The organism is Hydrogenophaga sp. PML113 (genome assembly GCF_001777155.1).
Classification (GTDB): Bacteria; Pseudomonadota; Gammaproteobacteria; order Burkholderiales; family Burkholderiaceae_C; genus Hydrogenophaga; species Hydrogenophaga borbori.
Map to the genome: position 1 here is coordinate 128,447 of NZ_MIYM01000003.1, position 26,812 is coordinate 155,258.

Annotated in this window: 24 protein-coding genes; 19 read left to right on the forward strand and 5 right to left on the reverse strand. The window is 69.7% G+C overall.

Annotated elements, in window-relative coordinates:
• Positions 1–6: 6 nt before the first annotated feature.
• From BHU06_RS06620 to BHU06_RS06630, 3 genes are read right to left on the reverse strand one after another with little or no spacing between them, the layout of a single operon-like run.
• Positions 7–1,026: an LLM class flavin-dependent oxidoreductase gene (locus BHU06_RS06620; protein WP_070398372.1), complete on the reverse strand. Its 1,020-nt coding sequence runs from the start codon at positions 1,024–1,026 to the stop codon at positions 7–9.
• A 4-nt stretch (positions 1,027–1,030) separates the two neighbouring features.
• Positions 1,031–1,438: a peptide-methionine (R)-S-oxide reductase MsrB gene (msrB, locus tag BHU06_RS06625; protein ID WP_070398373.1), complete on the reverse strand. Its 408-nt coding sequence runs from the start codon at positions 1,436–1,438 to the stop codon at positions 1,031–1,033.
• A gap of 13 nt (positions 1,439–1,451) precedes the next feature.
• On the reverse strand, positions 1,452–2,942 hold the full coding sequence (locus tag BHU06_RS06630) for a YdiU family protein (RefSeq protein ID WP_070398374.1): 1,491 nt from the start codon (positions 2,940–2,942) through the stop codon (positions 1,452–1,454).
• Between the two features lie 147 nt (positions 2,943–3,089).
• Here BHU06_RS06630 and BHU06_RS06635 point away from each other — a divergent pair, with 147 nt between their 5' ends.
• The 7 genes from BHU06_RS06635 to BHU06_RS06665 all read left to right on the forward strand — a co-directional run bounded on the left by BHU06_RS06635 (position 3,090) and on the right by BHU06_RS06665 (position 11,386).
• Positions 3,090–4,253, forward strand: coding sequence for a hybrid sensor histidine kinase/response regulator (locus tag BHU06_RS06635; RefSeq protein WP_070398375.1), 1,164 nt, complete (start codon positions 3,090–3,092; stop codon positions 4,251–4,253).
• A 116-nt stretch (positions 4,254–4,369) separates the two neighbouring features.
• Positions 4,370–6,013 (forward strand): 3-(methylthio)propionyl-CoA ligase, encoded by a 1,644-nt coding sequence (locus BHU06_RS06640; protein WP_070398376.1) that lies wholly within the window; start codon positions 4,370–4,372, stop codon positions 6,011–6,013.
• A 154-nt stretch (positions 6,014–6,167) separates the two neighbouring features.
• Positions 6,168–7,400 (forward strand): branched-chain amino acid ABC transporter substrate-binding protein, encoded by a 1,233-nt coding sequence (locus tag BHU06_RS06645; protein WP_070398377.1) that lies wholly within the window; start codon positions 6,168–6,170, stop codon positions 7,398–7,400.
• A gap of 169 nt (positions 7,401–7,569) precedes the next feature.
• Positions 7,570–8,604, forward strand: coding sequence for a branched-chain amino acid ABC transporter permease (locus tag BHU06_RS06650; RefSeq protein WP_070398378.1), 1,035 nt, complete (start codon positions 7,570–7,572; stop codon positions 8,602–8,604).
• Between the two features lie 3 nt (positions 8,605–8,607).
• A complete protein-coding gene (locus tag BHU06_RS06655) occupies positions 8,608–9,909 on the forward strand; it encodes a branched-chain amino acid ABC transporter permease (RefSeq protein ID WP_175442809.1) in 1,302 nt (433 codons plus the stop codon).
• The gene (locus BHU06_RS06660) at positions 9,906–10,691 is read left to right on the forward strand and encodes an ABC transporter ATP-binding protein (protein ID WP_070398379.1); all 786 of its coding nucleotides are present in this window, start codon (positions 9,906–9,908) and stop codon (positions 10,689–10,691) included. The genes BHU06_RS06655 and BHU06_RS06660 overlap by 4 nt, the downstream gene beginning before the upstream one ends.
• The gene (locus BHU06_RS06665) at positions 10,691–11,386 is read left to right on the forward strand and encodes an ABC transporter ATP-binding protein (protein ID WP_070398380.1); all 696 of its coding nucleotides are present in this window, start codon (positions 10,691–10,693) and stop codon (positions 11,384–11,386) included. The genes BHU06_RS06660 and BHU06_RS06665 overlap by 1 nt, the downstream gene beginning before the upstream one ends.
• Positions 11,387–11,471: 85 nt before the next feature.
• Here BHU06_RS06665 and BHU06_RS06670 read toward each other — a convergent pair whose 3' ends face one another.
• Positions 11,472–13,544, reverse strand: coding sequence for a response regulator (locus BHU06_RS06670; protein ID WP_070398381.1), 2,073 nt, complete (start codon positions 13,542–13,544; stop codon positions 11,472–11,474).
• An 88-nt stretch (positions 13,545–13,632) separates the two neighbouring features.
• Complete coding sequence (locus tag BHU06_RS06675; RefSeq protein ID WP_070398382.1) at positions 13,633–14,337, reverse strand: hypothetical protein; 705 nt, start codon at positions 14,335–14,337, stop codon at positions 13,633–13,635.
• 362 nt (positions 14,338–14,699) lie between these two features.
• On the opposite strand from BHU06_RS06675, the gene BHU06_RS06680 reads away from it, so the two are divergent.
• From BHU06_RS06680 to BHU06_RS06730, 12 genes are all read left to right on the forward strand, one after another.
• On the forward strand, positions 14,700–16,814 hold the full coding sequence (locus tag BHU06_RS06680; RefSeq protein ID WP_070398383.1) for a 3-hydroxyacyl-CoA dehydrogenase NAD-binding domain-containing protein: 2,115 nt from the start codon (positions 14,700–14,702) through the stop codon (positions 16,812–16,814).
• A 28-nt stretch (positions 16,815–16,842) separates the two neighbouring features.
• Complete coding sequence (locus tag BHU06_RS06685; protein ID WP_070398384.1) at positions 16,843–18,018, forward strand: acetyl-CoA C-acyltransferase; 1,176 nt, start codon at positions 16,843–16,845, stop codon at positions 18,016–18,018.
• Between the two features lie 14 nt (positions 18,019–18,032).
• Positions 18,033–18,470, forward strand: coding sequence for a PaaI family thioesterase (locus BHU06_RS06690; protein WP_070398385.1), 438 nt, complete (start codon positions 18,033–18,035; stop codon positions 18,468–18,470).
• 13 nt (positions 18,471–18,483) lie between these two features.
• Positions 18,484–20,307 carry an acyl-CoA dehydrogenase gene (locus BHU06_RS06695; protein ID WP_070398386.1) on the forward strand — a complete coding sequence of 608 codons (1,824 nt, stop codon included), beginning with the start codon at positions 18,484–18,486 and terminating at the stop codon, positions 20,305–20,307.
• 102 nt (positions 20,308–20,409) lie between these two features.
• Entirely contained in the window at positions 20,410–21,201 is a 792-nt protein-coding gene (locus BHU06_RS06700; protein WP_070398387.1) for an SDR family oxidoreductase, read from the forward strand.
• Entirely contained in the window at positions 21,198–21,629 is a 432-nt protein-coding gene (locus tag BHU06_RS06705; protein ID WP_139146973.1) for a PaaI family thioesterase, read from the forward strand. The genes BHU06_RS06700 and BHU06_RS06705 overlap by 4 nt, the downstream gene beginning before the upstream one ends.
• Before the next feature lie 17 nt (positions 21,630–21,646).
• Positions 21,647–22,663, forward strand: coding sequence for an NADP-dependent oxidoreductase (locus BHU06_RS06710; RefSeq protein ID WP_070398389.1), 1,017 nt, complete (start codon positions 21,647–21,649; stop codon positions 22,661–22,663).
• 7 nt (positions 22,664–22,670) lie between these two features.
• Positions 22,671–22,820 (forward strand): hypothetical protein, encoded by a 150-nt coding sequence (locus BHU06_RS22780; RefSeq protein WP_175442810.1) that lies wholly within the window; start codon positions 22,671–22,673, stop codon positions 22,818–22,820.
• Positions 22,804–24,453 carry an isovaleryl-CoA dehydrogenase gene (locus BHU06_RS06715; RefSeq protein WP_070398390.1) on the forward strand — a complete coding sequence of 550 codons (1,650 nt, stop codon included), beginning with the start codon at positions 22,804–22,806 and terminating at the stop codon, positions 24,451–24,453. Before BHU06_RS22780 ends, BHU06_RS06715 begins: the two co-directional genes overlap by 17 nt.
• A 37-nt stretch (positions 24,454–24,490) precedes the next feature.
• The gene (locus BHU06_RS06720; protein WP_070398720.1) at positions 24,491–25,429 is read left to right on the forward strand and encodes a glutathione S-transferase family protein; all 939 of its coding nucleotides are present in this window, start codon (positions 24,491–24,493) and stop codon (positions 25,427–25,429) included.
• Positions 25,426–25,878 (forward strand): GNAT family N-acetyltransferase, encoded by a 453-nt coding sequence (locus BHU06_RS06725; protein WP_070398391.1) that lies wholly within the window; start codon positions 25,426–25,428, stop codon positions 25,876–25,878. Before BHU06_RS06720 ends, BHU06_RS06725 begins: the two co-directional genes overlap by 4 nt.
• A 27-nt stretch (positions 25,879–25,905) precedes the next feature.
• Positions 25,906–26,811 (forward strand): SDR family oxidoreductase, encoded by a 906-nt coding sequence (locus tag BHU06_RS06730; RefSeq protein ID WP_070398392.1) that lies wholly within the window; start codon positions 25,906–25,908, stop codon positions 26,809–26,811.
• Position 26,812 lies beyond the last annotated feature (1 nt).

The window sequence follows — 26,812 nt, forward strand, 5'->3', positions numbered from 1 at the left end:
CGCCGCTCAGGCGGGCGCCGGTGCGCCCTCGCGCATGACCGCCGCCGCGATGTCCAGCGAGCGCAGGCGCAGCGCCGGGTCGAACACGTCGCTGACGAGGATGAACTCGTCGGCCTCGGTCAGGTCGGCCAGGCGCTGCAGGCCCGCGCGCACCGAATCGGGGCTGCCGATGACGGCGGCGGCCAGGAAGTCGCCGATGCCCTGGCGCTCGTGCGGGGCCAACGAGGCCACGAAGCCTTCGACCGGCGGCGGCAGCTGCCCGCGCTTGCCGGTGAGGATGCCCAGCACCCGCTGGTAGGTGCTGCTGGCCAGGTACTCCGCCTCCTCGTCGGTCGGCGCGGCGATCAGCGGCACGCCGATGGCGGCGTAGGGCTTGGACAGGGTCTCGGAGGGCTGGAACTCGGCGCGGTAGACCTCCAGCGCCTGCAGCAGCAGGCGCGGCGCGAAGTGCGAGGCGAAGGCGAAGGGCAGGCCGCGCTGCGCCGCCAGCCGGGCCGAGAACAGGCTGGAGCCCAGCAGCCAGATCGGCACGTGGGTGTTCTGCCCCGGCACGGCGACCACGCGCTGGCCCGGCTGCACCGGGCCCAGGAAGGCGGCCAGCTCGGCCACCTCGCGCGGGAAATCGGCTTCGGTCTCCACGCGGTCGCGCCGCAGCGCGCGCATGGTCAGACCGTCGGTGCCGGGCGCGCGGCCCAGGCCCAGGTCGATGCGGCCCGGGTACAGCTCGGCCAGGGTGCCGAAGGCCTCGGCCACCACCAGCGGCGCGTGGTTGGGCAGCATCACGCCGCCCGAGCCCACGCGGATGCGCTGCGTCGCGCCCGCGATGTGGCCCACCAGCACGGCCGTGGCCGAGCTGGCGATGCCGCTCATGTTGTGGTGCTCGGCCAGCCAGTAGCGCGTGAAGCCCAGGCGCTCCACGTGCTGGGCGGTCTGGCGCGTGATGGCCAGGGCGTCGGCCACGCTGCCGCCTTCGCGCACGGCGACGAGGTCGAGCATGGACAGTCGGATGTCGGCGAGGTTCGGCATCGGCTCACTTCTCCTGCAGGTCGATGGCGGCCGAGTTCATGCAGTAGCGCAGGCCGGTGGGCGCGGGACCGTCCTCGAACACATGGCCCAGATGGGCGCCGCACTGGCTGCACACGGTTTCGGTGCGCACCATGCCGTGGCTGCGGTCGCTGATTTCGGTGATGGCACCGGGGATGGCCTTCCAGAAGCTGGGCCAGCCGCAGCCGGCGTCGAACTTGGTGCCGGCGTCGAACAGGTGGTTGCCGCAGCAGACGCAGTGGTAGCTGCCATCGGCCCAGATCTCTTCGTACTTGCCGGTGAAGGGGCGCTCGGTGTAGGCCTTGCGCGTGACCTCGAAGGCGCCGGGCTCGGCGCCCTTGGCGGCGAGGATCTCGCGCCACTCGGCTTCGGTTTTCTTGATGGGGAAGTCCATGTCGGCGGTCCTTTCAGGAGGAGCAGCTGATTTCGATGTGCTGCGCCCAGTCGGGGGGGAAGGCGGCGAGGTCGTCCTCGCCGGTTCGTTCGTCGAACGGGGCCGCCAAGGCGTTCAGCAGCCGGTCGACCTCGCTGAAATCGCCTTGCTGGGCGCGTTCGATGGCCGTCTGCGCCAGGTGGTTGCGCAGCACGATGCGGGGGTTGACGCGGTGCATGGCGGCCGCGGTGGTGGCGGCGTCGAAGCCGGGCTGGGCGCGCAGGCGCGCCTGCCAGCGAGCGGCCCAGGCGTCGAAGGCCTCGCGCTGCAGGAAGAGGTCGCGCGCGGGGTCCAGTCGGCCCTCGGCGGCGTCGCCCAGGCGGCGGAACAGGATGGTGAAGTCCACCGCGTCCTGGGCCATGAGCTGCATGAGCGATTCGACCAGTTCGGCGTCGCCGTCCCGGGTGTCCGCCAGGCCCAGCTTGGCGCCCATGCGGCGCGTGAGCGCGGCGGGGAACAGGGTCTTGTACGGCTCCAGCGCGTCCAGCGCCTGTTGCTGCTCGTCCATCAGCGGCAGCAGGGCCTGGCCCAGGCAGAACAGGTTCCAGTAGGCCACGTTGGGCTGGCGGTGGTAGGCGTAGCGCCCGCCATGGTCGCTGTGGTTGCAGATGTGCGCCGGGTTGAAGGCGTCCATGAACTGGAAGGGGCCGTAGTCGATGCTGAGGCCCAGGACGCTCATGTTGTCGGTGTTCATCACGCCGTGGCAGAAGCCCACGGCCTGCCACTGGGCCATCAGCTCGGCGGTGCGCGCGCTCACGGCCTGCAGCAGCCGGGCGTAGGCATTGCCCTGGCCGTCGCGGCATTCGGGGTACCAGCTGTCGATGACGAAATCGGCCAGGCGGCGCAGCTCGGCGGTGTGGCCGTTGGCCGAAAAATGCTCGAAGTGCCCGAAGCGGATGAAGCTGGGCGCCACGCGCGCCACCACGGCGGCGGTTTCCACGGTCTCGCGGACCACCGGCTGCGGCGAGCCGGTGAGGCTGAGCGCGCGCGTGGTCGGTATGCCCAGGCCATGCATGGCCTCGCTGCACAGGTACTCGCGGATGGAGCTGCGCAGCACGGCGCGGCCGTCGCCCATGCGCGAGTAACGCGTGAGGCCGGCGCCCTTGAGCTGCACCTCCATCGGCCCCTCGGGCGTGTCCAGCTCGCCGAGCAGGATGGCCCGGCCGTCGCCGAGCTGGCCGGCCCAGACGCCGAACTGGTGCCCGCTGTAGACGGTGGCCAGGGGGCGCGTGCCCTCGATGGGCAGCGAGCCGGCCAGCGCCCGCACGGCGTCGGCCTGGCGCAGGCGCTGCGGGTCCAGCCCCAGCGCGGCCGCCAGCGGGGCGTTCAGTCCGATCGGGTGGGGGTCGGGCAGCGGGGTGGGCTGCACCTCGGTGTAAAAGGCCGGCCCCAGGTCGGCGAAGCGGTGGCGCCAGGGCCGGGCGAGGTCCAGCGCCGCGGGCGCGGCGAGCGCGGTGTCGTTCATCTGGTGAATTGTCCCCGCAGGGGGTATTCCGGCGTGGCACCAGGGCCATGGCGGATTGCCAGCACCGGGCCGCACTTGATAATAGGCGCCGGTTATGCGTCGGCCGCACGCTGGCGCCAGGGGGAATAACAACCATGAAGAAGAACAATGCGGACTGACGCCCAGGCCATCCTGTTCGTTGACGACGAAGCCGTGTCCCGGCAGTGGTTCTCGCGCTGCTTTGGCGACGAATTCGAGATATCCACCGCCGCCAGCGTGGACGAAGCGCTGGCCATCCTCACCGAGCGCGGAGAGAGCTTCGCGGCCCTCATCACCGACTACCGCATGCCCGAGCAGGACGGCATGAAGCTGCTGCGCTTCGTGCGGCGCGAGCACCGCCACCTGGTGCGCCTGCTGGTCACGGCCTATGCCGAGAAAGACGTGGCCATCGCGGCGGTCAACCAGGGCCAGGTGATGCGCATCCTGGAAAAGCCCCTGGAGGAAGAGCCCACGCGCGAGGCCCTGCGCGAGGCGCTGTCGCTCTACCGCCACCAGGCGCTGGAGCGTGCGCTCAACGAGGGCCGCGCCGCCGCGCTGCGCGAAACCCTGGGCTTCCTGGCGCACGAGCTCAATACGCCGCTGGCCACCGTGCGCGGCAGCGTGGCGGCGGTGCTGGAGCGCCACCGACCGCCGGAGCCGGGCGACGCCCCGGGCACGGTGCGCTTCGAGGGCCTGGGCCCGCAGGAGCTGCTGGCGGCGCTGCAGCGCGCCGAGCGACGGGCGCTGTACTGCCAGTCGCTGGTGGCCACCTTCGTGCAGTCGGCGCGCGACGCCTACCCGGGCGCCGCCCCGCAGACCGTGAGCGCGGCCAGCCTGCTGGGCTCGCTGGTCGACGAGTACCCCTTCGAAGACCGCGAACGCCATTGGGTGAGCACCGAGCTGCGGCAGGACTTCCGCCTGCCCGGGCGGCGTGACCTGTTGTACCTGGTGCTGTGCACCCTGACCAAGAACGCCATCCTGGCGCTGCGCGACACGGCCGAACCGCGCCTGCGCATCGAGGTGGACTGCGCGCCGGGGCCGGGCGCCCCGCGCGCCTGGATCCGCTTCATCGACAACGGCCCCGGCATCGCGCCCGAGGTGCTGGCGCGCCTCACGCGCGAGCCGGTCACCACGCGCGCGGCCACCGGCGGCAACGGCATGGGCCTGATGTTCTGCCAGCGCGTGATGCAGGCCGCCGGCGGCGCCATCCGCCTGCAGTCCGCGCTGGGCCACGGCACCACGGTGGAGCTGGCCTTCGAGCGCGGCGTGCAGCCGGCGGTCGGCGCGGCCTGAGCGCGCGGCACGGCCGTCCACCGGGGGGTGTTGCCTCCGGGACAACCCCGTCCGCCGGGCGCTGCGCGCCGGGCTAGCATGGCCGCCACGATTCCAACCACTTCGGAGACCGACTCATGCTGGGCCAGATGCAGAGCCAACCGCTGCTGATTTCCAACCTCATCGTGCACGCCGAGCGGCACCACGGCGCCACCGAAATCGTCTCGCGCCGGGTCGAGGGCGACATCCACCGCACCAACTGGCGGGCGGTCTCGCGCCGCTCGCGCCAGGTGGCCAACGCCCTGGACGCGCTGGGCCTGGGCTTCGGCGATCGCGTGGCCACGCTGGCCTGGAACGGTTATCGCCATCTGGAACTGTATTTCGGCGTCAGCGGCACCGGCCGGGTGCTGCACACCCTCAACCCGCGGCTGCACCCCGAGCAACTGGTGTGGATCGTCAACCACGCCGAAGACAAGGCCCTGTGCTTCGACATGAGCTTCCTGCCGCTGGTCAAGGCGGTGTGGAGCAAGTGCCCGACGGTGAAGCACTGGATCGCCCTGTGCGATGCGTCCGCCTTGCCCGCCGACAGCGGCATTCCCGGCCTGCAGAGCTACGAGGCCTGGATCGGCGCGCAGAAGGACAGCTACGCCTGGCCCGAGTTCGACGAGAACACCGCCTCCAGCATGTGCTACACGAGCGGCACCACCGGCAACCCCAAGGCCGCGCTGTACTCGCACCGCTCCACCACGCTGCACGCCTACGGGGCGGCCATGCCCGACGCCATGGGCTGCTCGGCGCGCGACAGCATCCTGCCCGTGGTGCCCATGTTCCACGTCAACGCCTGGGGCCTGCCGTACTCCGCGGCGGCCGTGGGCTGCAAGCTGGTGTTCCCCGGTCCGGCGCTGGACGGCAAGTCGGTCTACGAACTCATCGAGGCCGAGGGCGTGACCATGGCCGCCGGCGTGCCCACGGTCTGGCAGATGCTGCTGGCGCACCTGCAGCAAAACCAGCTGAAGTTCAGCACCCTCAAGCGCACGGTGATCGGCGGCTCGGCCTGTCCGCCGGCCATGATCAGCGCCTTCAACGACCTCTACGGCGTCGACGTGCTGCACGCCTGGGGCATGACCGAGATGTCGCCGCTGGGCACGGTGTGCACGCTCAAGAACGCCCAGCTCGCGCTGCCGGCCGACGAGCAGCTCAAGGTGCGGCTCAAGCAGGGCCGCACCATTTTCGGCGTCGACATGAAGATCGTGAACGAGGCCGGCGACGAGCTGCCCTGGGACGGCAAGAGCTTCGGCGACCTGCTGGTGCGCGGGCCCTGGATCATCGCCAGCTACTTCAAGGGCGAGGGCGGCGACCCGCTGCGCTACGACGCCCAGGGCCACGGCTGGTTCCCCACCGGCGACGTCGCCACCATCGACGCCGACGGCTTCATGCAGATCACCGACCGCAGCAAGGACGTGATCAAGTCCGGCGGCGAGTGGATCAGCTCGATCGACGTGGAGAACATCGCCATGGCCCATCCGGCCGTGGCCATGGCCGCCTGCATCGGCATGAAGCACCCCAAGTGGGACGAACGGCCCATCGTGGTGGTGGTGAAGAAGCCCGGCGCCGACGTGACGCGCGACGAGCTGCTCAAGTTCTACGAAGGCAAGATCGCCAAGTGGCAGGTGCCTGACGACGTGGTCTTCGTCGACGCGATCCCGCTGGGCGCCACCGGCAAGATGCAGAAGATGGTGCTGCGCCAGCAGCTCCACGACTACGTGCTGCCGGGGGTGTGAGGGTGGGCCCGCGCCGCCCCGCAACGGTGCAGGGGGCGGGCGCGGGTGTCGCCCAGGGGATAGGGGTCCGGGCAATCCCTGAAGCGCCTCCGCGCCACCGCGCCTTACGCTGCTCGGGTTTTGTGGTTCAACACCCTCATCAAGGAGACAAGGCATGAAATCGAGCATGAAGGCCCTGGCCGCGGCGGCCCTGCTGGTGGCGTCCGGCGCGTCCTTCGCCCAGGCGGGCGAAACCGTCAAGATGGTGCGCATCGACCCCTTGACCGGCCTGTTGGGGCCGGTGGGCGTGAGCCAGTTCAAGGGCTACCAGTTCTTCGCCGAGAAGTTCAGCGGCAAGGGCAACCCGGCCGGCGTGAAGTTCGAGATCACCGCGATCGACAACAAGCTCAGCCCGGCGGAGAGCCTGAACGCCTTGAAGGCCGCCATCGACCAGGGGGCGCGCTACATCATCCAGGGCAACGGCTCCTCGGTCGCGCTGGCGCTGTCTGACGCGGTGGAAAAGCACAACGCGCGCAACCCCGGCAAGGAAGTGCTGTACCTCAACGACTCCGCGGTCGACCCCGATCTCACCAACAGCAAGTGCAGCTACTGGCACTTCCGCTTTGATGCCGACACGTCCATGAAGATGGAGGCCATGTCCAGCTTCATCGCCACGCAGCCGGACATCAAGAAGATCTACCTGCTCAACCAGAACTACTCGCACGGCCACCAGGTCGTGAAGTACGCCAAGGAAACCATCGGCCGCAAGCGCCCCGACATCCAGTTCGTGGGCGAGGACCTGCATCCGCTGGCGCAGACGCGCGACTTCGCGCCCTACATCGCCAAGATCAAGGCGGCGGGCGCCGACACCGTGATCACCGGCAACTGGGGCTCCGACCTGTCGCTGCTCATCAAGGCCGCCAACGAGAACGGCTACAACGGCAAGTTCTTCACCTACTACGCGGGCGTCACCGGCACGCCCACCGCGCTGGGCACCAACGGTGCCGGCCGCGTCTACCAGATCGCCTACAACCACTACAACATGGGTGGGCAGATGGAAAAGTGGATGAAGGAGTTCAACCAGAAGTACAACGACGACTTCTACACCGGCTCCACCATCCGCATCTACGAGATGCTGGGCGCTGCCATGGCCAAGGCCAAGTCCACCGACCCGGTGAAGGTGGCCGCCGCCATGGAAGGCCTCACGGTCAAGAGCTTCAACGGCGAGGTGCAAATGCGCAAGACCGACCACCAGCTGCAGCAGCCGCTGTACATGTCGGTGTGGCAGAAGGCGGACGCCAAGCACCCTTACAGCCCCGAGAAGACCGGCATGACACTGGCGCCGGTGGCGGAGTACCCGAACTATGTGTCGAGCACCCCGACGAGCTGCCAGATGAAGCGCCCGTGATGTGACGCACCCCCGCCGCGCTTCGCGCGACCCCCTCAAGGGGGCGACACCAGCGGCCCGGCAAGGCCGGTTCCGCGGTGTCTCTGGGTCGAGGCACGTCACGCCGCAGGAGCCCGAGGCGGGGTGCCGTTTCGGGCTCTTTCAATTTCAACGATGAAGGTCTGAGGGAATGGAGTTTTTCATCATCTCGATGCTGAACGGGCTCAGCTACGGGCTGCTGCTGTTCATGCTCAGCTCGGGGCTCACGCTGATCTTCAGCATGATGGGCGTGCTCAATTTCGCGCACGCCAGCTTCTACATGCTGGGCGCCTACGTGGGCTACCAGGTGGCGCAGTTCGTGGGCTTCTGGCCGGCGCTGGTGATCGCGCCCATCGTGGTGGGCCTGCTGGGCGCGGCCTTCGAGCGCCAGTGCCTGCGCAAGGTGCACAAGTACGGTCACGTGCCCGAACTGCTGGTGACCTTCGGCCTGTCTTACGTCATCGTCGAGCTGGTTCAGCTCATCTGGGGCCGCATCGCGGTGGAGTTCCGTCCGCCCGAGTTGCTGCAGGGCCCGGCCTTCACCCTCATCAACCATTCCGTGGACGGCCTGCGCCTGGTCTGGGGCGCGGCCGCGCCCGAGCTGTGCAGCGCCACCGACGCGGCGGTGCGCGTGGTCTGCTCGCCGTTCCCCGCCACGCGCGGCTTCATGATGCTGGTCGCGGTGGTGATGCTGCTGTCGGTCTGGCTGCTGCTCACGCGCACGCGCATCGGGCTGGTGATCCAGGCCGCGCTCACGCACCCGCAGGCGGTGGAGTCGCTGGGCCACAACGTGCCGCGCGTGTTCATGCTGGTGTTCGGCGCCGGCTCGGCACTCGCGGGTCTGGCCGGTGTCATCGGCGGCAGCACCTTCCTCACCGAGCCGGCCATGGCCGCCACCGTGGGCTCGGTGATCTTCGTGGTGGTGGTGGTGGGCGGCATGGGCTCGCTGTCGGGCGCCTTCGTGGCCTCGCTGCTCATCGGCGTGATCCAGACCTTCGCCGTCGCCTTCGAGTACTCGCTGCTCACGCTGTTCGAGCAGATCGGCGTGCCGCTGTCGGAGGGCCTGCGCAACAACTCCTACATCCGGCTCACGCTGTCGCAGGTGGCGCCCATCCTGCCGTACCTGTTCCTGGTGCTGATCCTGATCTTCCGCCCGCGTGGCCTGCTGGGCAAACGGGAGAGCTGAGCCATGAACACCACCACCTCCACGCTGGCGGCGCCACGCCGCTTCAACACCGGCCGCTGGATCACCTGGGGCGGCTTTGCCCTGCTGCTGATCGTGGCGCCACTGATCTGGGGCAGCGGCCTGGGCCTGACGGTGCTCTCGCAGATGGGCATCGCCATCATCGCCTGCCTGTCCTACAACATGCTGCTGGGGCAGGGCGGCATGCTCAGCTTCGGGCATGCGGTCTACACCGGCCTGGGCTCCTTCATGGCCATCCACGCGCTCAACCGCGTCACCGAGGGCGCGATGCACATGCCCGTCTCGCTCATCCCCCTGGTGGGCGGCGTGGCGGGCCTGGGCTTCGCGGTGCTGTTCGGCTACGTCACCACGCGCAAGTCCGGCACCACCTTCGCCATGATCACGCTGGGCCTAGGCGAGCTGGTGTTCGCGCTCTCGCTCATGATCCCCGAGTTCTTCGGTGGCGAGGGCGGCGTGTCGGGCGACCGCATGGCCGGCGAACCCTTCATGGGCATCACCTTCGGGCCGCAGCGGCAGGTGTACTACCTGATCGCGCTCTACACCTTCGTCTGCGTGGCCGCCATGTACGCGTTCACGCGCACGCCGCTGGGCCGCATGCTCAACGCCGTGCGCGACAACCCCGAGCGGGTGGAGTTCGTCGGCTACGACACGCAGAAGGTGCGCTACCTGGCCTTCATCATCGCGGGCTTCTTCGCTGGCATCTCGGGCGGCCTGGGCGCGCTCAACTTCGAGATCGTCACCGCCGAGGTGGTGGGCGCGGCGCGCTCGGGCGCCTACCTGCTGTTCACCTTCCTGGGCGGCGCCACCTTCTTCTTCGGCCCCATCATCGGCGGCGTGTTGATGGTGCTGGCGCTGATCCTGCTGTCCGAGCTCACCAAGGCCTGGCTGCTGTACCTGGGCCTGATCTTCCTGTTCATGGTGATGTACGCGCCCGGCGGCATCGCCAGCCTGATCATGATGAACGTGCGCGTGGCCGCCCATGGCCGCCTGCGCGAGCTCGGCGGCAGCTACCTGGCATTGATCGCCTCGGCCGTGGTGATGCTGCTGGGCGTGGCGGCCATCATCGAGATGGTCTACCACCTGCAGCTCAGCACCACGCTGGGCGACGAGCTGAACTTCCTGGGCCTGACGCTGCACGCGCGTGGCTGGACCAGCTGGCTGGGCGCGCTGGCGCTGGCGTTCGGCGGCTTCGGCCTCTTCGAATGGACGCGGCGCGGCTTCGCGCGCCGCTGGGGCGCCATCCAGGAGGACATCGAAAACCAGATCAAGCAGAGGGAGGCGCTGTGAGCGGCACCACATCCACCCCGGCGCTGGAGCTCAAGGACCTGCGCAAGAGCTTCGGCAAGACCGAGATCATCCGCGGCGTGAACCTGTCGGTGAAGGCGGGCGAACGCGTGGGCATCATCGGACCGAACGGCGCGGGCAAGTCCACGCTGTTCAACCTCATCAGCGGGCGCTTCGCGCCCACCAGCGGTCAGGTGCTGCTCAACGGCCAGCGCATCGACGGCAAGCGGCCTTTCGAGATCAACCGCGCGGGCCTGTCGCGCAGCTTCCAGATCACCAACATCTTCCCCAAGCTCAGCGTGTTCGAGAACCTGCGCTGCGGGGTGCTGTGGAGCCTGGGCTACCGCTACACCTTCCTGAAGTTCCTGGCCAACCTGACCGACGCCAACCAGCGCGCCGAGCAGCTGCTGCACATGATCCAGCTCGACCGCAAGCGCGACGTGCTGGCCATGAACCTCACCTACGCCGAGCAGCGCGCGCTGGAGATCGGCATCACCATCGCCGGGGGCGCCAACGTGATCCTGCTTGACGAGCCCACGGCCGGCATGAGCAAGAGCGAGACCAGCCGCTTCATCGGCCTGATCAAGGACGTCACCGAAGGCAAGACCCTGCTGACCGTGGAGCACGACATGGGCGTGGTGTTCGGCCTGGCCGACCGCATCGCCGTGGTGGTGTACGGCGAGGTGCTGGCCTTCGACACGCCCGAGGCGGTGCGCGCCAACGAACGCGTGCAGGAGGCCTACCTGGGCTCGCACGTGGCCGAGGCGCAGGGAGCGGGGCACTGATGCTGAAGATCCAGAACCTTCATGCCTATTACGGCAAAAGCCACGTGCTGCACGGCGTGGACTTCGAGGTGCGCAGCGGCGAGATCGTCGCGCTGCTGGGCCGCAACGGCTCGGGCCGTTCCACCACCGCCAAGGCGATCATGGGCCTGGTGGACTGCGAGGGCAGCGTGCGGTGGAAGGACCAGGAGATCGTCGGCCGCAAGGCCTACGAGGTGGCCCACCTGGGCCTGGGCTACGTGCCCGAGAGCCGCGACATCTTTCCCACGCTCACCGTGCACCAGAACCTGCTGCTGGGGCAAAAGGGGGCCGGCAAGGGCTCGCGCTGGGGATTCGACGACATGTACGCCATGTTCCCGCGCCTGAAGGAACGCCAGCACACCGAGGCCGGCGTGCTCTCGGGCGGCGAGCAGCAGATGCTGACCCTGTGCCGCACCCTGATGGGCGACCCGGACCTGATCATCATCGACGAACCCACCGAGGGCCTGGCGCCCAAGATCGTGGAGCTGGTGGCCGAGTACCTGCAGAAGCTCAAGGCGCGCGGCATCTCGGTGCTGCTGATCGAGCAGAAGCTCACCATCGCCATGAGCATTTCCGACCGTGCGCTGGTGATGGGGCACGGCAGCATCGTCTTCGACGGCACGCCGCAGCAGCTCAAGGCCGATCCGGCGGTGCGCAAGGAGTGGCTGGAGGTCTAGCCCAGGGGCCAGCGACCGACCCTGAGGTCGCAGGCCTGGTACAACGGCCGGATGGCGGCCGCACGCGCACTGGCCGCGGCAGCGTTCAGGCGAGGGGGGGCACGCGCTCGGCGCGCACGCCGCAGTACTGCCACAGCGCCCGCTCGGTGGCCTCCAGCAGCTCCCGCAGTTCCCGCGTCCAAGCCTCGCCGCCGGGCCGCTGGCCTTCCAGCCAACCCGCGTAGCGTTCGCGCGCGCGGGCGTGCAGGGCCTGGGCGCCCACCTCACCGGCCAGGCCCACCAGGGCGTGCAGCGCGGCCGACACGCCTTCCCGGTCGTCCGAGGTGGCCGCCTGCTCCAGTGATTGAACGTGGCGCCGCAGGTCCAGCAAGGCGCGCGGCAGCAGGTCGTCCAGCAGGCCGAGGCGACGGAAGTTCTCGATGCGCGTGGTGCTGAGCAGGTCGGCCGCGGGCGCCGGTGGCGGCGCCGCGGGCGCGGTGCTGCGGCCTTCCAGCGCGGCGCTCAGCGCGCGCTGCAGCGCGGCGGGGTCGATGGGCTTGCCCAGCACGCCCTGCATGCCGGCCTGGCTCGCGCGGGCCCGCACGGCCGCCGAGTCGTTGGCGGTGAGCGCCAGCACGGGCACGCGGCCGGCGTCGCCGGGCAGGGCGCGCAGGCGCCGCGTGGCGGCGATGCCGTCGAGCCCCGGCATGTTGATGTCCATGAGGATGGCGTCGGGCAATTGGCCCGCCTGCAGCATGTCCAGCGCCTGCTGGCCGTGCTCGGCCTCCATCACCGTGAGGCCCAGTTCGCCCACCAGGGCGCGCGCGATGGTGCGGTTGAGGGGCTGGTCGTCGACGATCAGCACGCTGCGGCCGGCCAGGGCCACGCTGGCCGGGGCCACCGTGGTGACCGGCGCGCCGGCGGGCGCCAGCGGGAAGCGCAGCGTGAACTCGGTGAAATGGCCCCACTCGGAGCGGCACTCGATGTCGCCGCCCAGGCCGCGCATGACGCGGCGGCAGAAGGACAGGCCCAGGCCCGTGCCCTCGGCCTTGCCGGTGGTCTGGAATTCCTCGAACAGGTGGGAGACGAACTCGGGCACGATGCCCGGACCGCTGTCTCGCACCACGACGCTGGGCACCGGCCGGGTGCTGATCGTGAAGCGCACCGTCATCTCCGGGTGCAGGGGGGCGTAGTACAGCGCGTTCTTCAGCAGATTGAAAAAGACCAGCTCCACCGCGGTGGGGTCGGCGCGGAAGCGGAAGTCCTGCTCGACCACCACCTGCACGCGCCCGCGCTGATCGGCGGCGTCGTAGGCGAAACGGTCCACGGCCTGGCGCACGGCGTCGGCGGCCGACAGCGTGTGCAGCCGGCCCTGGTCGGGCGCGTCGGGCTGCAACTGCTTGAGGGTGAGCTCGATCGCCTGCAGGCCGCGCGCGATGGCCTCGTGGCCTTGCTGGACATGGGTCAGCATCTGCTGCACCTGGGGCGGCGTGAGCGCCACGGGCTGGCCCGCGCCGCGGCGGCCGAGGGCGCTGGCGATGTTGTCGAGCGCGTGGCGCACCTGGGCGAGCGGGGTGCGCATTTCGTGCGCCACGGACCCCGCCAGGCCGATGTACACGCGCCGCATGCGCTCGAGCTCGACGCGCTTCTGGCCCTGATGCGACAGGGCTCCGCCCGCCACCAGCAGGGCCGAGCCGCCGGCGGCGAAGACGAAGTCGCGCGGCACGACGGGGTGGGGCGCCAGCAGGAAGAACAGGGCCAGCGCCAGCGCGTAGCCCAGCAGCAGGATGGCGACGCTGTTGCGCCAGTCGGCCAGCAGCACGATGAGCACCGCGCACATCACCATGTTCACCACGAAGGGCGTGCCGCCGCCGTTGCGCAGCATGGTGTACGACATGAGGAAGGACAGGCAGTAGAACACCACCCACCACGAGTAGACGATGTAGTAGGGCTTGAGGCGCTCGGGCCACCAGCGGCGCAGGGCCAGGCCGAGGCACAGGACGACGGCGGGCAGGCGCCACCACAGGTCGTCGTAGCCGCTGTCGGCGGCCGCGCGGCGCAGCAGGTACAGGATAGGGAAGGCAACGACACCCACCACGCCGATCCATTGCAGCAGTGGCCGGTCCAGCTCGTGGTGGGCCCGGTAGCGGTCGAACAGACTCCCCCCGCGTTTGCTCATGCGTCTCCTCGCCTCGCGATGTCATCCCCCTTGCCGGCCCGGGGGGAGGCGCGGCCCGCCGCTGTCGCACGGGCCGCCGGTGCTCGGCTCACTGTAGCAGCAGCGCCTCGCCGCGGGCCTCCAGCGGGGCGGGTGCGGTGACGGGTTCGTCGATGTGGAAGGCGCGCATGGAGGCTTCCAGCGTCGCCTCCACCAGCGCGCAGTCCAGGCCGGCCTGGCTGCGCAGGGCGTGGATCTGGAAGCCGAAGCGGCGGTACAGGCGGGTCATGCGCATGACGCAGGACCCATGCATGTGCTCCACCGGCTCGCGGCGCATCAGCTCCATCAGGGACAGGCGCAGCAGCGGCGTCAGCAGGTCGGCGCGGCGGTGCTCGGGCGCCATCACCAGGCGGCCGACTTCCCAGCTGTTGGGCCCCAGGATGGCGGGGTTGGTGACCAGGTCGGACCAGAAGCGCTCGGTCAGCGTCAAACCGTGGCCCGAGGGAATGAAGCGGATGGTGGCGATGGCCTCGTGGCCGCGCATCAGCGCCATGACCACGCCCGCGTCGTCTTTGCTGTCTTCCAGCGCGGCCAGGCCCGGGTCCAGCAGGTACTCCGACTTGAAGTCGGCCAGGTCGCGCAGGTGGGCGATGCGCATGCGGTCGGCGCGCGTGGGCAGCACGAGCGCGCTCAGGGGCTCGGGCGTCCGCCAGGGTGTGGTGCCGGGCGCGGACCAGGGGGTCAGGGGCCGCCCGATGGGGTGTGCGTTGCTGGGGGTGGGGGCCAGGCTGGCGAGGGTGTTGATCAGGTCCATGGGGTTCTCCAAACGAAAGGCGACGAACGGGGGCGGCGAGGTGTGCCAAAGTTGGCACTTTGAGATTGTCAATGGCCCTTGTCTCACGTGACGCGCCGAGAAACCCCGGTGTCGCGTGGGTCCTACGCAGTTCGGCGGCGCGCGCGCTGCTCCGGCTTTTGAAGCGGGCAGCGGCAAAGCGCGGGCCGATTAGCACAGCCGTATTCGTTTTGGCGGTGCGGGGTGCCAGGCGTAGCGAGAAGGTGCGCCCGGGCGTTTTGTCCCGACCGCGACAAACCCGTTTGGCGCCCCCGAAGGGTCTTTCTAGAATGCCAAAATCGAACGATCGTTCTTTTCCCAAAACCGCCATCGAAGGAACCCACATGACGGCTGAGTACAAGGTCCACGGAGACATCGCCCTCATCACGCTGAACAACCCGCCGGTCAACGGTCTGGGCCTGGCCACCCGCCTGGGCATCACGAACGGTCTGGAGCAGGCGCAGGCCGATCCGGCCGTCAAGGCCATCGTGCTCACCGGCGCCGGCAAGGCCTTTTCGGGCGGCGCGGACATCAAGGAGTTCGGCACGCCCAAGGCGCTGGCCGAACCCAACCTGCTGAGCGTGATCCTGGCGGTGGAGAACTGCAGCAAGCCCGTGGTGGCCGCGATCCACAGCGTGGCCATGGGCGGCGGGCTGGAGCTCTCGCTCGGCTGCCACTACCGCATCGCCGCACCGGGCGCCAACATCGCGCTGCCCGAGGTGAAGCTGGGCCTGATCCCTGGCGCCGGCGGCACGCAGCGCCTGCCGCGCGTGCTGGGCGTGGAGGCCGCGCTCAACATGATCGTGAGCGGCGAGCCCGTGAAGAGCGAGATGCTGGCCCAACTGCCCGGCCAGCGGCTGTTCGACAAGATGGCCAGCAGCCCCGAAACCCTGCTGGAAGAAGCCTTCGCCCTGGCCCGGGAAGTGGCCGCCAAGCACGCGGACGGCAGCCCGCTGCCCCTGGTGCGCCACCTGCCTTGCAAACACAAGGACGGCGACGCCTACTTCCAGTTCGCGCGCAACATGGTCAAGGGCATGGCCAAGCACTTCCCCGCACCCGCCAAGTGCGTGGACGCGGTCGAGGCCGCGACCAAGCAGAAGTTCGAGCAGGGCATGGCCACCGAACGGGAGATGTTCATCAACCTGATGTGGACGCCCGAGTGCCGTGCGCTGCGCCACCTCTTCATGGCCGAGCGCGCGGCCAGCAAGATCCCCGACGTGCCGGAAGACACGCCCCAGCGCAAGATCGACAAGGTGGCCGTCATCGGCGCCGGCACCATGGGCGGCGGCATCTCCATGAACTTCCTGAACGCGGGCATTCCCGTGACCCTCCTGGAGATGAAGCAGGAGGCCCTGGACCGCGGCGTCGGCGTGATGCGCGGCAACTACGAGGCCCAGGTGAAGAAGGGCAAGCTCAAGCAGGACAAGCTCGACCAGCGCATGGGCCTGCTCAAGACCACGGTGGACTACGCGGACATCCAGGACGCCGACCTCGTGATCGAGGCCGTGTTCGAGGACATCGGCGTGAAGGAGACCGTGTTCAAGAAGCTCGACGAGGTGATGAAGCCCGGCGCGATCCTGGCGTCCAACACCTCCACGCTGGACCTGAACAAGATCGCCGCCTTCACCCAACGCCCGCAGGACGTGGTGGGCTTGCACTTCTTCAGCCCCGCCAACGTGATGAAGCTGCTGGAGGTGGTGCGCGGCGACAAGACCGGCAAGGACGTGATGGCCACCGTGATGGCCGTCGCCAAGAAGATCAAGAAGACGGCGGTGGTGTCCGGCGTCTGCGACGGCTTCATCGGCAACCGCATGATCGAGCAGTACGGCCGCCAGGGTGGCTTCTTGCTCGATGAGGGCTGCACGCCCGCGCAGGTCGACCGCGCGATCGAGAAGTTCGGCTTCGCCATGGGGCCCTTCCGCATGGGCGACCTGGCGGGCAACGACATCGGTTGGGCGATCCGCAAGCGCCGCTACCAGGAAAAGCCCGACATGAAATACAGCAAGACCGCCGACCTGCTGTGCGAGAAGGGCCGCTTCGGCCAGAAGGTGGGCAAAGGCTGGTACGACTACAAGCCGGGCAAGCGCGACGCCATCCCGAACGCCGAGGTCGAGCAGATGATCGCCGAGCACCGCCAGGCGCTGGGCATCACGCCGCGCAAGATTTCCGACGAGGAGATCGTGCAGCGCCTGGTGTTCTCGCTGGTGAACGAGGCCGCGCACATCCTGGAAGAGGGCATCGCCAACAAGGCCAGCGACATCGACGTGGTCTACATCTTCGGCTACGGCTTCCCGGTGCACCGCGGCGGCCCGCTGAAGTACGCGGACGAGGTGGGCCTGTTCAACGTGATGCAGGCCATGAAGCGCTTCCAGAAGAACCCGCTCGACGACGCGGCCTTCTGGCAGCCCGCCCCGCTCATTCAGCGGCTGGTCGCCGAAGGCAAGAATTTCAACGGCTGATGGCCCGCACCGAATCAGGAGATATCACATGAGCAACGCCGTCATCGTTTCCACCGCCCGCACGCCGCTGACCAAGAGCTGGAAGGGCGCTTTCAACATGACCCACGGCGCCACCCTGGGCGGCCACGCCGTCCGTGCCGCGCTGGAGCGCGCGGGCGTGGAGGGCGCCGCCGTCGAGGACGTGATCATGGGCTGCGCCAACCCCGAGGGCGCCACCGGCGCCAACATCGCGCGCCAGATCGCGCTGATGGCCGACCTGCCCGTGAGCGTGTCGGGCATGACCGTCAACCGCTTCTGTTCCTCCGGCCTGCAGACCATCGCCCTGGCCGCCCAGCGCGTGATCGCCGGGGAGGGCGATGTCTACGTGGCGGGCGGGGTGGAGAGCATCTCCTGCGTGCAGCAGGAGATGAACCTGCACATGCTGCGCGACCTCGATCTGGACCAGAAGAAGCCCGAGATCTACTGGAGCATGCTGCAGACCGCCGAGCAGGTGGCCAAGCGCTACAACATCTCGCGCGACGCCATGGACGAATACGGCGCCGCCAGCCAGCAAAAGGCCTGCGCGGCCCAGGCCGCCGGCAAGTTCAACGACGAGATCGCCCCCATCACGGTGACCGCCGGCGTGGCCGACAAGACGATGGGCCTGATCACCAAGAAGGTGACCGTGGGCGCCGACGAGGGCCTGCGCGAGGGCACGACGAAAGAGGGCATCAGCGGGATCAAGCCGGCGCTGCCCGGCGGTGTCATCACGGCCGGCAACGCCAGCCAGTTCAGCGACGGCGCCGGCGCCTGCGTGGTGGTGAGCGAGCAGTACGCCGCTTCCCACAACCTCAAGCCCATCGGCCGCTTCCTGGGCTTCGCCGTGGCCGGCTGCGAGCCCGACGAGATGGGCATCGGCCCGGTCTTCGCCGTGCCCAAGGTGCTCAAGAAGCTGGGCCTGAAGGTCAGCGACATCGACCTGTGGGAGCTCAACGAGGCCTTCGCGGTGCAGGTGATCTACTGCCGCGACAAGCTGGGCATTCCGGCCGACCGCCTGAACGTCAACGGCGGCGCCATCGCCGTGGGCCACCCCTACGGCGTGTCGGGCCAGCGCCTGACCGGCCATGCGCTGATCGAAGGCAAGCGCCGCGGCGCCAAGCGCGTCTGCGTGACCATGTGCATCGGCGGCGGCATGGGTGCCGCCGGCGTGTTCGAGGTCCTGTAAGCGCACGCGCCGCCATGGACGCCGCCGGCGTGAGCCCCGAGGTGTTCCTGGCCATGGGACGTGAGCTGCTCGCGCAGCAGCCGTTCTCGCGCCTAATCGGCGCCGAGCTCGCCGCGCTCACGCCCGGGCGCTGCGAGCTGCAGGTGCCGATCGGCGAGGCGGTGAAGCAGCAGAACGGCTTCGTGCACGGCGGCGTGGTGAGCTACGCCGCCGACAACGCACTCACCTACGCGGGTGGCACGGCCATGCGCGTGCCCGTGGTCACGAGCGAATTCAAGATCAACTACCTGAGGCCCGCGGTGGGCGAGCGCCTGATCGCGCGCGCCGAGGCGGTGCACACCGGCCGCAACCAGGCCGTGTGCCGCTGCGACGTGTTCGTGCTGCGGGATGGCGAGGAGAAGCTGTGCGCCGTGGCGCAGGGCACCATCGCCGCCTTGCCACCCAGAACCTGACGAGAGACCTGTCATGAGCCTTCGCCCCACCGTCGATTTCCTGCTCAACGACTGGCTGGGGGTCGAGGCGCTGAACCAGCGCGAGCGCTTCGCCGACCACAGCCGCGAGACCTTCGACGCCGTGCTCGACACCTGCGAGCGCATCGCGCGCGAAAAGTACGCACCCTTCAACCGCACGGTGGACACGCAGGAGCCGCACTTCGACGGCGAGTGCGTGGTGCTGCCGCAGGCCACGCACGACGCGCACCAGGCCTATGCCGAGAGCGGCATGCTCAGCGCCGCGCAGGATTACGCCATCGGCGGCATGCAGCTGCCCTACACGGTGGAGGCGGCGGCCAACGCCTTCTTCGCCATGGCCTCGGTCAGCATCGGCAGCGGCATGCTCACCGTGGGCAACGCCAACCTGCTGATGGCGCACGGCACCGAGGCGCAGAAGCGCGTGTTCGCGCTCAACGAGTTCGCGGGCCGCTGGTCCGGCACCATGTGCCTGAGCGAACCGCAGGCCGGCTCCAGCCTGAGCGACGTGGCCACGCGCGCCGTGCCCGACGGCGAGGGCTTCATGGACGACCCGCTGGGCCCGCGCTTTCGGCTCAAGGGCAACAAGATGTGGATCTCGGCCGGCGAGCACGAACTGACCGAGAACATCGTTCACCTGGTGCTGGCCAAGATCCCCGGGCCGGACGGCAAGCTGCCGCCGGGGGTGAAGGGCATCTCGCTGTTCGTGGTGCCCAAGAAGCTGGTGGACGCCGATGCGCGACTCACCGGCGAGCGCAACGACGTGGCCCTGGCTGGCCTGAACCACAAGTGCGGCTGGCGCGGCACCACCAATACGCTGCTCAATTTCGGCGAGGGCCGCTTCCCGGTGCGGGGCGCGGCCGGCGCCATCGGCTACCTGGTGGGCCAGCCGGGCGAGGGCCTGCGCTGCATGTTCCACATGATGAACGAGGCCCGCATCGGCGTGGGCATGGCGGCCACCATGCTGGGCATGGCGGGCTACCACGCCAGCCTGGACTACGCGAAGAACCGCCCGCAGGGCCGCCCCGTGGGGCCGGAGGGCAAGGACCCGAGCCGGCCGCAGAGCCGCATCATCGAACACGCCGACGTCAAGCGCATGCTGCTCGCGCAGAAGAGCTACTGCGAGGGCGCGCTGGCGCTGGAGCTGTACTGCGCGCGCCTGGTGGACGAGCAGCACACCGGCGCGCCCGAGGCCGCCGACGAGGCGCGGCTGCTGCTGGAGGTGCTCACGCCCATCGCCAAGAGCTGGCCCAGCGAGTGGTGCCTGGAGGCCAACAGCCTGGCCATCCAGGTGCACGGCGGCTACGGTTACACGCGCGACTTTCCGGTGGAGCAGTACTGGCGCGACAACCGCCTGAACATGATTCACGAGGGCACGCACGGCATCCAGGCCATGGACCTGCTGGGCCGCAAGGTGCTGATGGAGAACGGCCGCGGCCTGCAGCTGCTGGCCCAGCGTTTCAACGCCACCATCGAGCGCGCCCTCCAGGTGCCCGCTCTGGCCGCGCACGCCAACGCCCTGGGCCAGGCCCTGGCGCAGTTGGGCGCGGCCACCCAGGCCGCCTGGGCCACGGGCAACCCCGCCGAGGCCCTGGCCAACGCCGTGCCCTACCTGCAGGCCTTCGGCCACACGGTGCTGGCCTGGGTCTGGCTGGACGTGGCCCTGGCCGCGCAGGCCGCGCCCGAGGGCGCGGCGCGCACCGGGCGGCTGGCCGCCGCGCGCTTCTTCTTCCACTACGAGCTGCCCAAGACCGGCGCCTGGCTCGCCGTGGTGAGCCGGCGCGACCCGACCTGCGCCGAGCTGCCGGAAGAGGCGTTTTGAGCCCGGCGCGCCGGCGCCACCCGGGCGACACACAGGCGCCGCGCCACGGTCCACAATGACCCGGTTTCCCCCACCCCGAACAACACACGAGGCAGACCAGACATGACCCGCACCCTCTCCCAGCTCTTCGACCTCCAAGGCCGCACCGCCCTCATCACCGGCGGCTCGCGCGGCCTGGGCCTGCAGATGGCGCACGCGCTGGGCGAGGCCGGCGCGCGCGTGCTGATCAGCTCGCGCAAGGCCAAGGACCTGGAGGAGGCCTGCGCGGGACTCACGGCCGCCGGCATCGCCGCCGAATGGTTGGCCGCCGACGGCCAGAGCGAAGACGAGTGCCGCCGGCTGGTCGACGAGGCGATGCGGCGCCTGGGCCATATCGACATCCTGGTGAACAACGCGGGCGCGGCCTGGGGCGCGCCGGCCGAGGACCACCCGGTGGACGCCTGGGACAAGGTCATGGACCTCAACGTGCGCAGCTACTTCATCCTGGCCCAGGAGGTCGCGCGCCGCAGCATGATCCCGCGCAAGGGCGGCAGCATCATCAACACGGCTTCCATCGCCGGTCTGGGCGGCAACCCGCGCGGCATGAAGACCATCGCCTACAACACCTCCAAGGGCGCGGTCATCAACTTCACGCGCGCACTGGCGGCCGAGTGGGGCGAGCATGGCATCCGCGTCAACGCCATCTGCCCGGGCTTCTTTCCCAGCAAGATGACCCAGGGCACGCTCAAGGCCATGGGCGAGGACAAGCTGGCCGCGCACGCCCCGCTGGGCCGCCTGGGCGACGACGAGGACCTGAAGGGCCTGACCGTGCTGTACGCCAGCGACGCCGGCAAGCACATCACCGGCCAATGGCTGGCCGTGGACGGCGGCGTCTCGATCATCACGGGCGGTTGATGGAATTCTCGGTACGCATTCCCTTTGTCGATCTGCTCGGCTTTCGCCTCGAGCGCATGGAGGGCGGCGAAGCCCAGATGGCCTACGACCCCGCGCCCGAGCACCTGAATTCCTTCGACGTGGTGCATGGCGGCGTCGGCATGACCCTGCTGGACGTGGTGATGGCGCACGCCGCGCGTTCCTTGCAGCCCGACATGGGCTGCGTCACCATCGAGATGAAAACCAGCTTCGTGCGCGCCGCCAAGGGCCCGCTGCTGGCGCGCGGCCTGGTGCTGCACCGAACCGCCACCATGGCCTTCACCGAGGGCCGCGTGCTCGACGCCGGCGGCCAGCTGTGCAGCCACGCCACGGGCACCTTCAAGTTCGTGCCGCGCCTGCCCACGGGACCGGGCCGCGTGAACCCGCTCAACCGCATCCCCACCGACTGACCCAACGGGAGACCCCCATGCCCACCAACCGCCAGATCCTGCTCGACAACCGCCCCAAGGGCGAGGCCACCGTCGACAACTTCAAGCTCGTCAGCACCGAGACACCCCCGCTCAAAGACGGCCAGGTGCTGGTGCGGCACCACTTCCTCAGCCTGGACCCGTACATGCGCGGCCGCATGAACGACAGCAAGAGCTACGCCGCCTCCCAGCCCCTGGGCGAGGTGATGATCGGCGGCACCGTGGGCGTGGTGGCCGAATCGAAGCACCCCAGGTACGCCGTCGGCGATCAGGTGGTGGGCATGGGCGGCTGGCAGGAGTACAGCGTGGTCGATGCCGAGCAACCCGGCGCGCTGCGCAAGGTGGACACCACCCATGTGCCGCTGAGCCACTACCTGGGCGCCGTGGGCATGCCCGGCGTGACGGCCTGGTACGGCCTGGTGAAGATCATCAACCCCAAGGCCGGCGACACCGTGGTGGTGAGCGCGGCCACGGGCGCCGTGGGCAGCGCCTTCGGTGCGCTGGCCAAGGCGCGCGGCTGCCGCGCGGTGGGCATCGCGGGCGGACCCGAGAAATGCCAATACGCCGTGCAAGAGCTGGGCTTCGACGCCTGCATCGACTACCGCCTGCACAAGGACATGTACTCGCTGGCCAAGGCGCTCAAGGAGGCCTGCCCGAACGGCATCGATGGTTACTTCGAGAACGTGGGCGGCATGGTCCTGGACGCCGTGCTGCTGCGCATGAACGCCTTCGGCCGCATCGCCGTGTGCGGCATGATCGCCGGCTACGACGGCCAGCCGCTGCCGCTGGCCAACCCGGCGCTCATCCTGGTCAACCGGCTCAAGGTCGAGGGCTTCATCGTCAGCGAGCACATGGAGGTCTGGCCCGAGGCGCTCAAGGAGCTGGGCACCTTGGTGGGCACCGGCAAGCTGCGCCCGCGCGAGACCGTCGCGCAGGGCATCGCCGCTGCGCCCGAGGCCTTCCTGGGCCTGCTCAAGGGCAAGAACTTCGGCAAGCAGCTGGTCAAGCTGGTCTGAGGCGGCCATGCACGTGGCGCCGGCGCTCGGTGAGGCGTTTCGCGAGGCCCTGCTGCGCGAGAAGGGCGCGCTCCACGCCGCCGAGGTGCGCGATGTCCGCCAGACCTGGTCCCTGATCTTTGCCACGAGAAAGGCCCGACATGCTGTCCACGCATGAAGTCTTCAACCAGCCCGCGCCGCTGGTGGACGTCAACCTCTTCGACACCAACCGCGCGCTGCAGGCCGCGCTGGCCTTCAACGCGCCGGGGCTGGACACCGCCGGCCTGCGCGCCCTGGGCGCCACCGTGGGCAGCGCCGGGATGCAGGCCCATGCGCGCCTGGCCAACGTGTTCACGCCGCAGCTCAAGACCCACAGCCGCGTGGGCGAGCGCATCGACCAGGTGGAGTTCCACCCCAGCTACCACGCGCTGATGCGCGAGGCGGTGGGCGCCGGCCTGCACGGCGCCGCCTTTGGCGCCGCGGAACAGGCCAGCGGCAACGCCCACCTGCGCCGCGCCGCCGGCTTCATGCTGTTCACCGAGCTGGAGCCCTCGGTGCTGTGCCCCATCTCCATGAGCTACGCGGTCACGCCCGCGCTGCAGGACAACGCCGCCATCTACCGCGACTGGGCGCCGCAGCTCACCAGCCGCGACTACGACCCCGCGCTGAAGCTCTGGCGCGACAAGCCCGGTGCCACCATGGGCATGGGCATGACCGAGAAGCAGGGCGGCTCCGACGTGCGGGCGAACACCACGCGCGCCGAGCCCGCGGGCCGCGACGGCTGGGGCCAGCGCTTCGCGGTCACCGGCCACAAGTGGTTCTTCTCGGCGCCCATGTGCGACGCTTTCCTCATCCTCGCGCAGACGGCCAGCGGCCTGAGCTGCCTGTTCCTGCCGCGCGTATTGCCCGACGGCTCGCTCAATGCCATCCGCATCCAGCGCCTGAAGGACAAGCTGGGCAACAAGGCCAACGCCAGCTCCGAGGTGGAGTTCCTGGGCGCCACGGCCTGGCTGGTGGGCGAGGAAGGGCGCGGCGTGCCGCAGATCCTGGCCATGGGCACCATGACGCGCCTGGACTGCGCCCTGGGAACCAGCGGGCTGATGCGCCAGGCCCTGTCCATCGCGCTCAACCACACCACGCAGCGCAAGGCCTTCGGCAAGTTCCTCATCGACCAGCCACTGATGAAGAACGTGCTGGCCGACCTCGCGCTCGAATCCGAGGCCGCCACCGCGCTGGCGCTGCGCCTGGCGCGCGCCTTCGACCGCCAGCACGACCCGCACGAGCAGGTGATGGCCCGCCTGCTGACGCCGGTGGCCAAGTTCTGGATCTGCAAGCGCGGCAGCCACTTCGCGCAGGAGGCCATGGAGTGCCTGGGTGGCAACGGCTACGTGGAAGAGGGCGGTGAGGGCATCATGGCCCGCATCTACCGCGAGATGCCGCTCAACTCCATCTGGGAAGGGGCCGGCAACATCATGGCGCTGGACCTGCTGCGGGCCATCCGCAAGGCCGATGCCGCTGCCGCGCTGGCGCAGGAGCTGGCGCCCGCCAGGGGCCAGCACGCCGCGCTGGACCACCTGGCCGCGCGCCTGCCGCTGCGCGTGGAAGAAATGGCCACCGAGATGGAGGCCCGCCGCCTGGCGCAGGACGTGGCGCTGGCCGTGCAGGCCGCGCTGCTGGCGCAGACCGCGCCGGCCGCCGTGTTCAACGCCTTCTGCGATTCGCGGCTGGGCGGGCACTGGGGCCACAGCTTCGGTTCGCTGTCCGCCGGCACCGGGGTCGACGCCATCATCGAGCGGGCCATGCCGCGCTGACCCGATGAACGAGTCCACGGCCATGCACGCCACCACCATGCACGACCTGATCCTCCACCACTACCCCATGTCGCCCTTCGCCGAGAAGGCGCGGCTCATGCTCGGCCACAAAGGCCTGGTCTGGCACAGCGTGCACATTCCCGCGGTGATGCCCAAGCCCGACGTGGTGGCCCTCACCGGCGGCTACCGCAAGACGCCGCTGCTGCAGATCGGCGCCGACATCTACTGCGACACCGCCCTCATCGCCGACGTGCTGGAACACCGCGAGCCCGAGCCCCCGCTGTTCCCGGCGCACGCGCGTGGCCTGTCGCGCACCGTGGCGCAGTGGGCCGATTCCTCCCTGTTCTGGGCCTCCATGGGCTACACGCTCAGCCCCAAGGGCGCGGCGGCGATGTTCGCCAGCCGCCCGGCCGGCGAGGGCCAGGCCTGCGCCAGCGACCGCGCCGCCATGCGCCAGAACATGACGCTGCTGCGCCCCGCCGACGCCACCAGCGCCTACCGCAGCTACCTGCGCCGCCTGGCCAACATGCTCGACGACCAGCCCTACCTGCTGGGCGAGGTGCCCTGCATCGCCGACTTCGCGGCCTACCACCCGCTGTGGTTCACGCGCACGCTCAACCCGGGCCTGGCCAGCATCCTGGACGCCACGCCCGACGTGCTGGAGTGGATGGTCCGACTGGCCGCCATCGGCCATGGCCGCAGCGAGCGCCTGAGCAGCGCCGACGCCGTGGGCATCGCGCACGCCGCCACGCCCGAACCCATCGGGCCCGACGAGTCCTTCCAGGACGACCACGGCATTGCGCTGGGCAGCCGCGTCAGCATCGCCGCCGAGGCCTTCGGCACCGAAACCAGCGAAGGCCTGCTGCGCGCGGCCACGCGCACGCGCTACACCATCGAACGCCAGGACGAGCGCGCCGGCACGGTGCACGTGCACTTTCCGCGCGTGGGCTACGTATTGCGCGAGGTTCGGGCTTGAGCGGCGCGCTGAACTGGCGCTGCGAAGCCTTCGACGCCTTGAAGCCCCAGGCGCTGTACGACCTGCTGCGCCTGCGCACCGAGGTGTTCGTGATGGAGCAGCACTGCGTGTTCCAGGACATGGACGGCGCCGACCCCGCCTGCCACCACCTGCTGGGCGAACGCGACGGCGTCCTGCTGGCCTATGCGCGCCTGGTGCCGGCCGGCCTGAAGTTCGCCGAGGCCAGCATCGGCCGCGTGGTGAGCGACCCGTCCGCGCGCGGCACCGGCATGGGCCACGCGCTCATGCGCGAGGCGGTGCGCCAGCTGCACGCGCTCTGGGGTGAACAGCCGATCCGCATCGGCGCGCAGGCGCACCTGCAGGGCTTCTACCGCCAGCACGGCTTCGAGACCGAGGGCCCGCCCTACGACGAGGACGGCATCCCGCACGTCGAAATGCTGCGCCGCTGAACACACGACACCACAGGAGACGACACCATGATCCAGGACTTCCACGGCAAGACCGCCGTGCTCACCGGCGCGGGCTCGGGCTTCGGCCTGGAGTGCGCGCGCATCGGCGCCCGGCGCGGCATGAACCTCGTGCTGGTGGACGTGCAGGCCGACGCCCTGGCGCGCGCCGAGGCCGAGATGACGGCCAGCGGCGCGAAGGTGCTGGCGCGCCGCGTGGACGTGTCCGACGCCGCGCAGATGGAGGCCCTGGCCGCCGAGGTGCAGCAGACCTTCGGCGCGCCGCACTTCGTTTTCAACAACGCGGGCGTGGGGTCGGCCGGCTTGATCTGGGAGAACTCGGTGCGCGACTGGCAGTGGGTGCTGGGCGTGAACGTCTGGGGCGTGGTGCACGGCGTTCGCCTGTTCACGCCCATGATGCTGGCCGCCGCGAAGGCCGACCCGGCCTGGCGCGGCCACATCGTCAACACCGCCAGCATGGCGGGCCTGCTCACGCCGCCCAACATGGGCATCTACAACGTCAGCAAGCACGCGGTGGTGGCGCTCACCGAAACGCTCTACCAGGACCTGCGCCTGGTCAGCGAACAGGTCGGCGCCAGCGTGCTCTGCCCCTACTTCGTGCCCACCGGCATCAGCCAGAGCCAGCGCAACCAGCCGGCCGAGCTGGCCGGCGAGCGCCTGACGAAAAGCCAGCTCATCGGCCAGGCCATGACGGACAAGGCCGTGGGGTCGGGCAAGGTGACGGCGCCCGAGGTGGCGCACAAGGTGTTCGAGGCCATCGAAGCCGACCGCTTCTACGTCTTCAGTCACCCCAAGGCCCTGGGCAATGTGCGCTCGCGCATGGAGGCCATCGTGAACGTTCAGAACCCGCCCGACCCCTTCATGGAACGCCCGGAAGTGGGGGCGCAGCTGCGCGCCGCGCTGCGCGAAGCTTGAG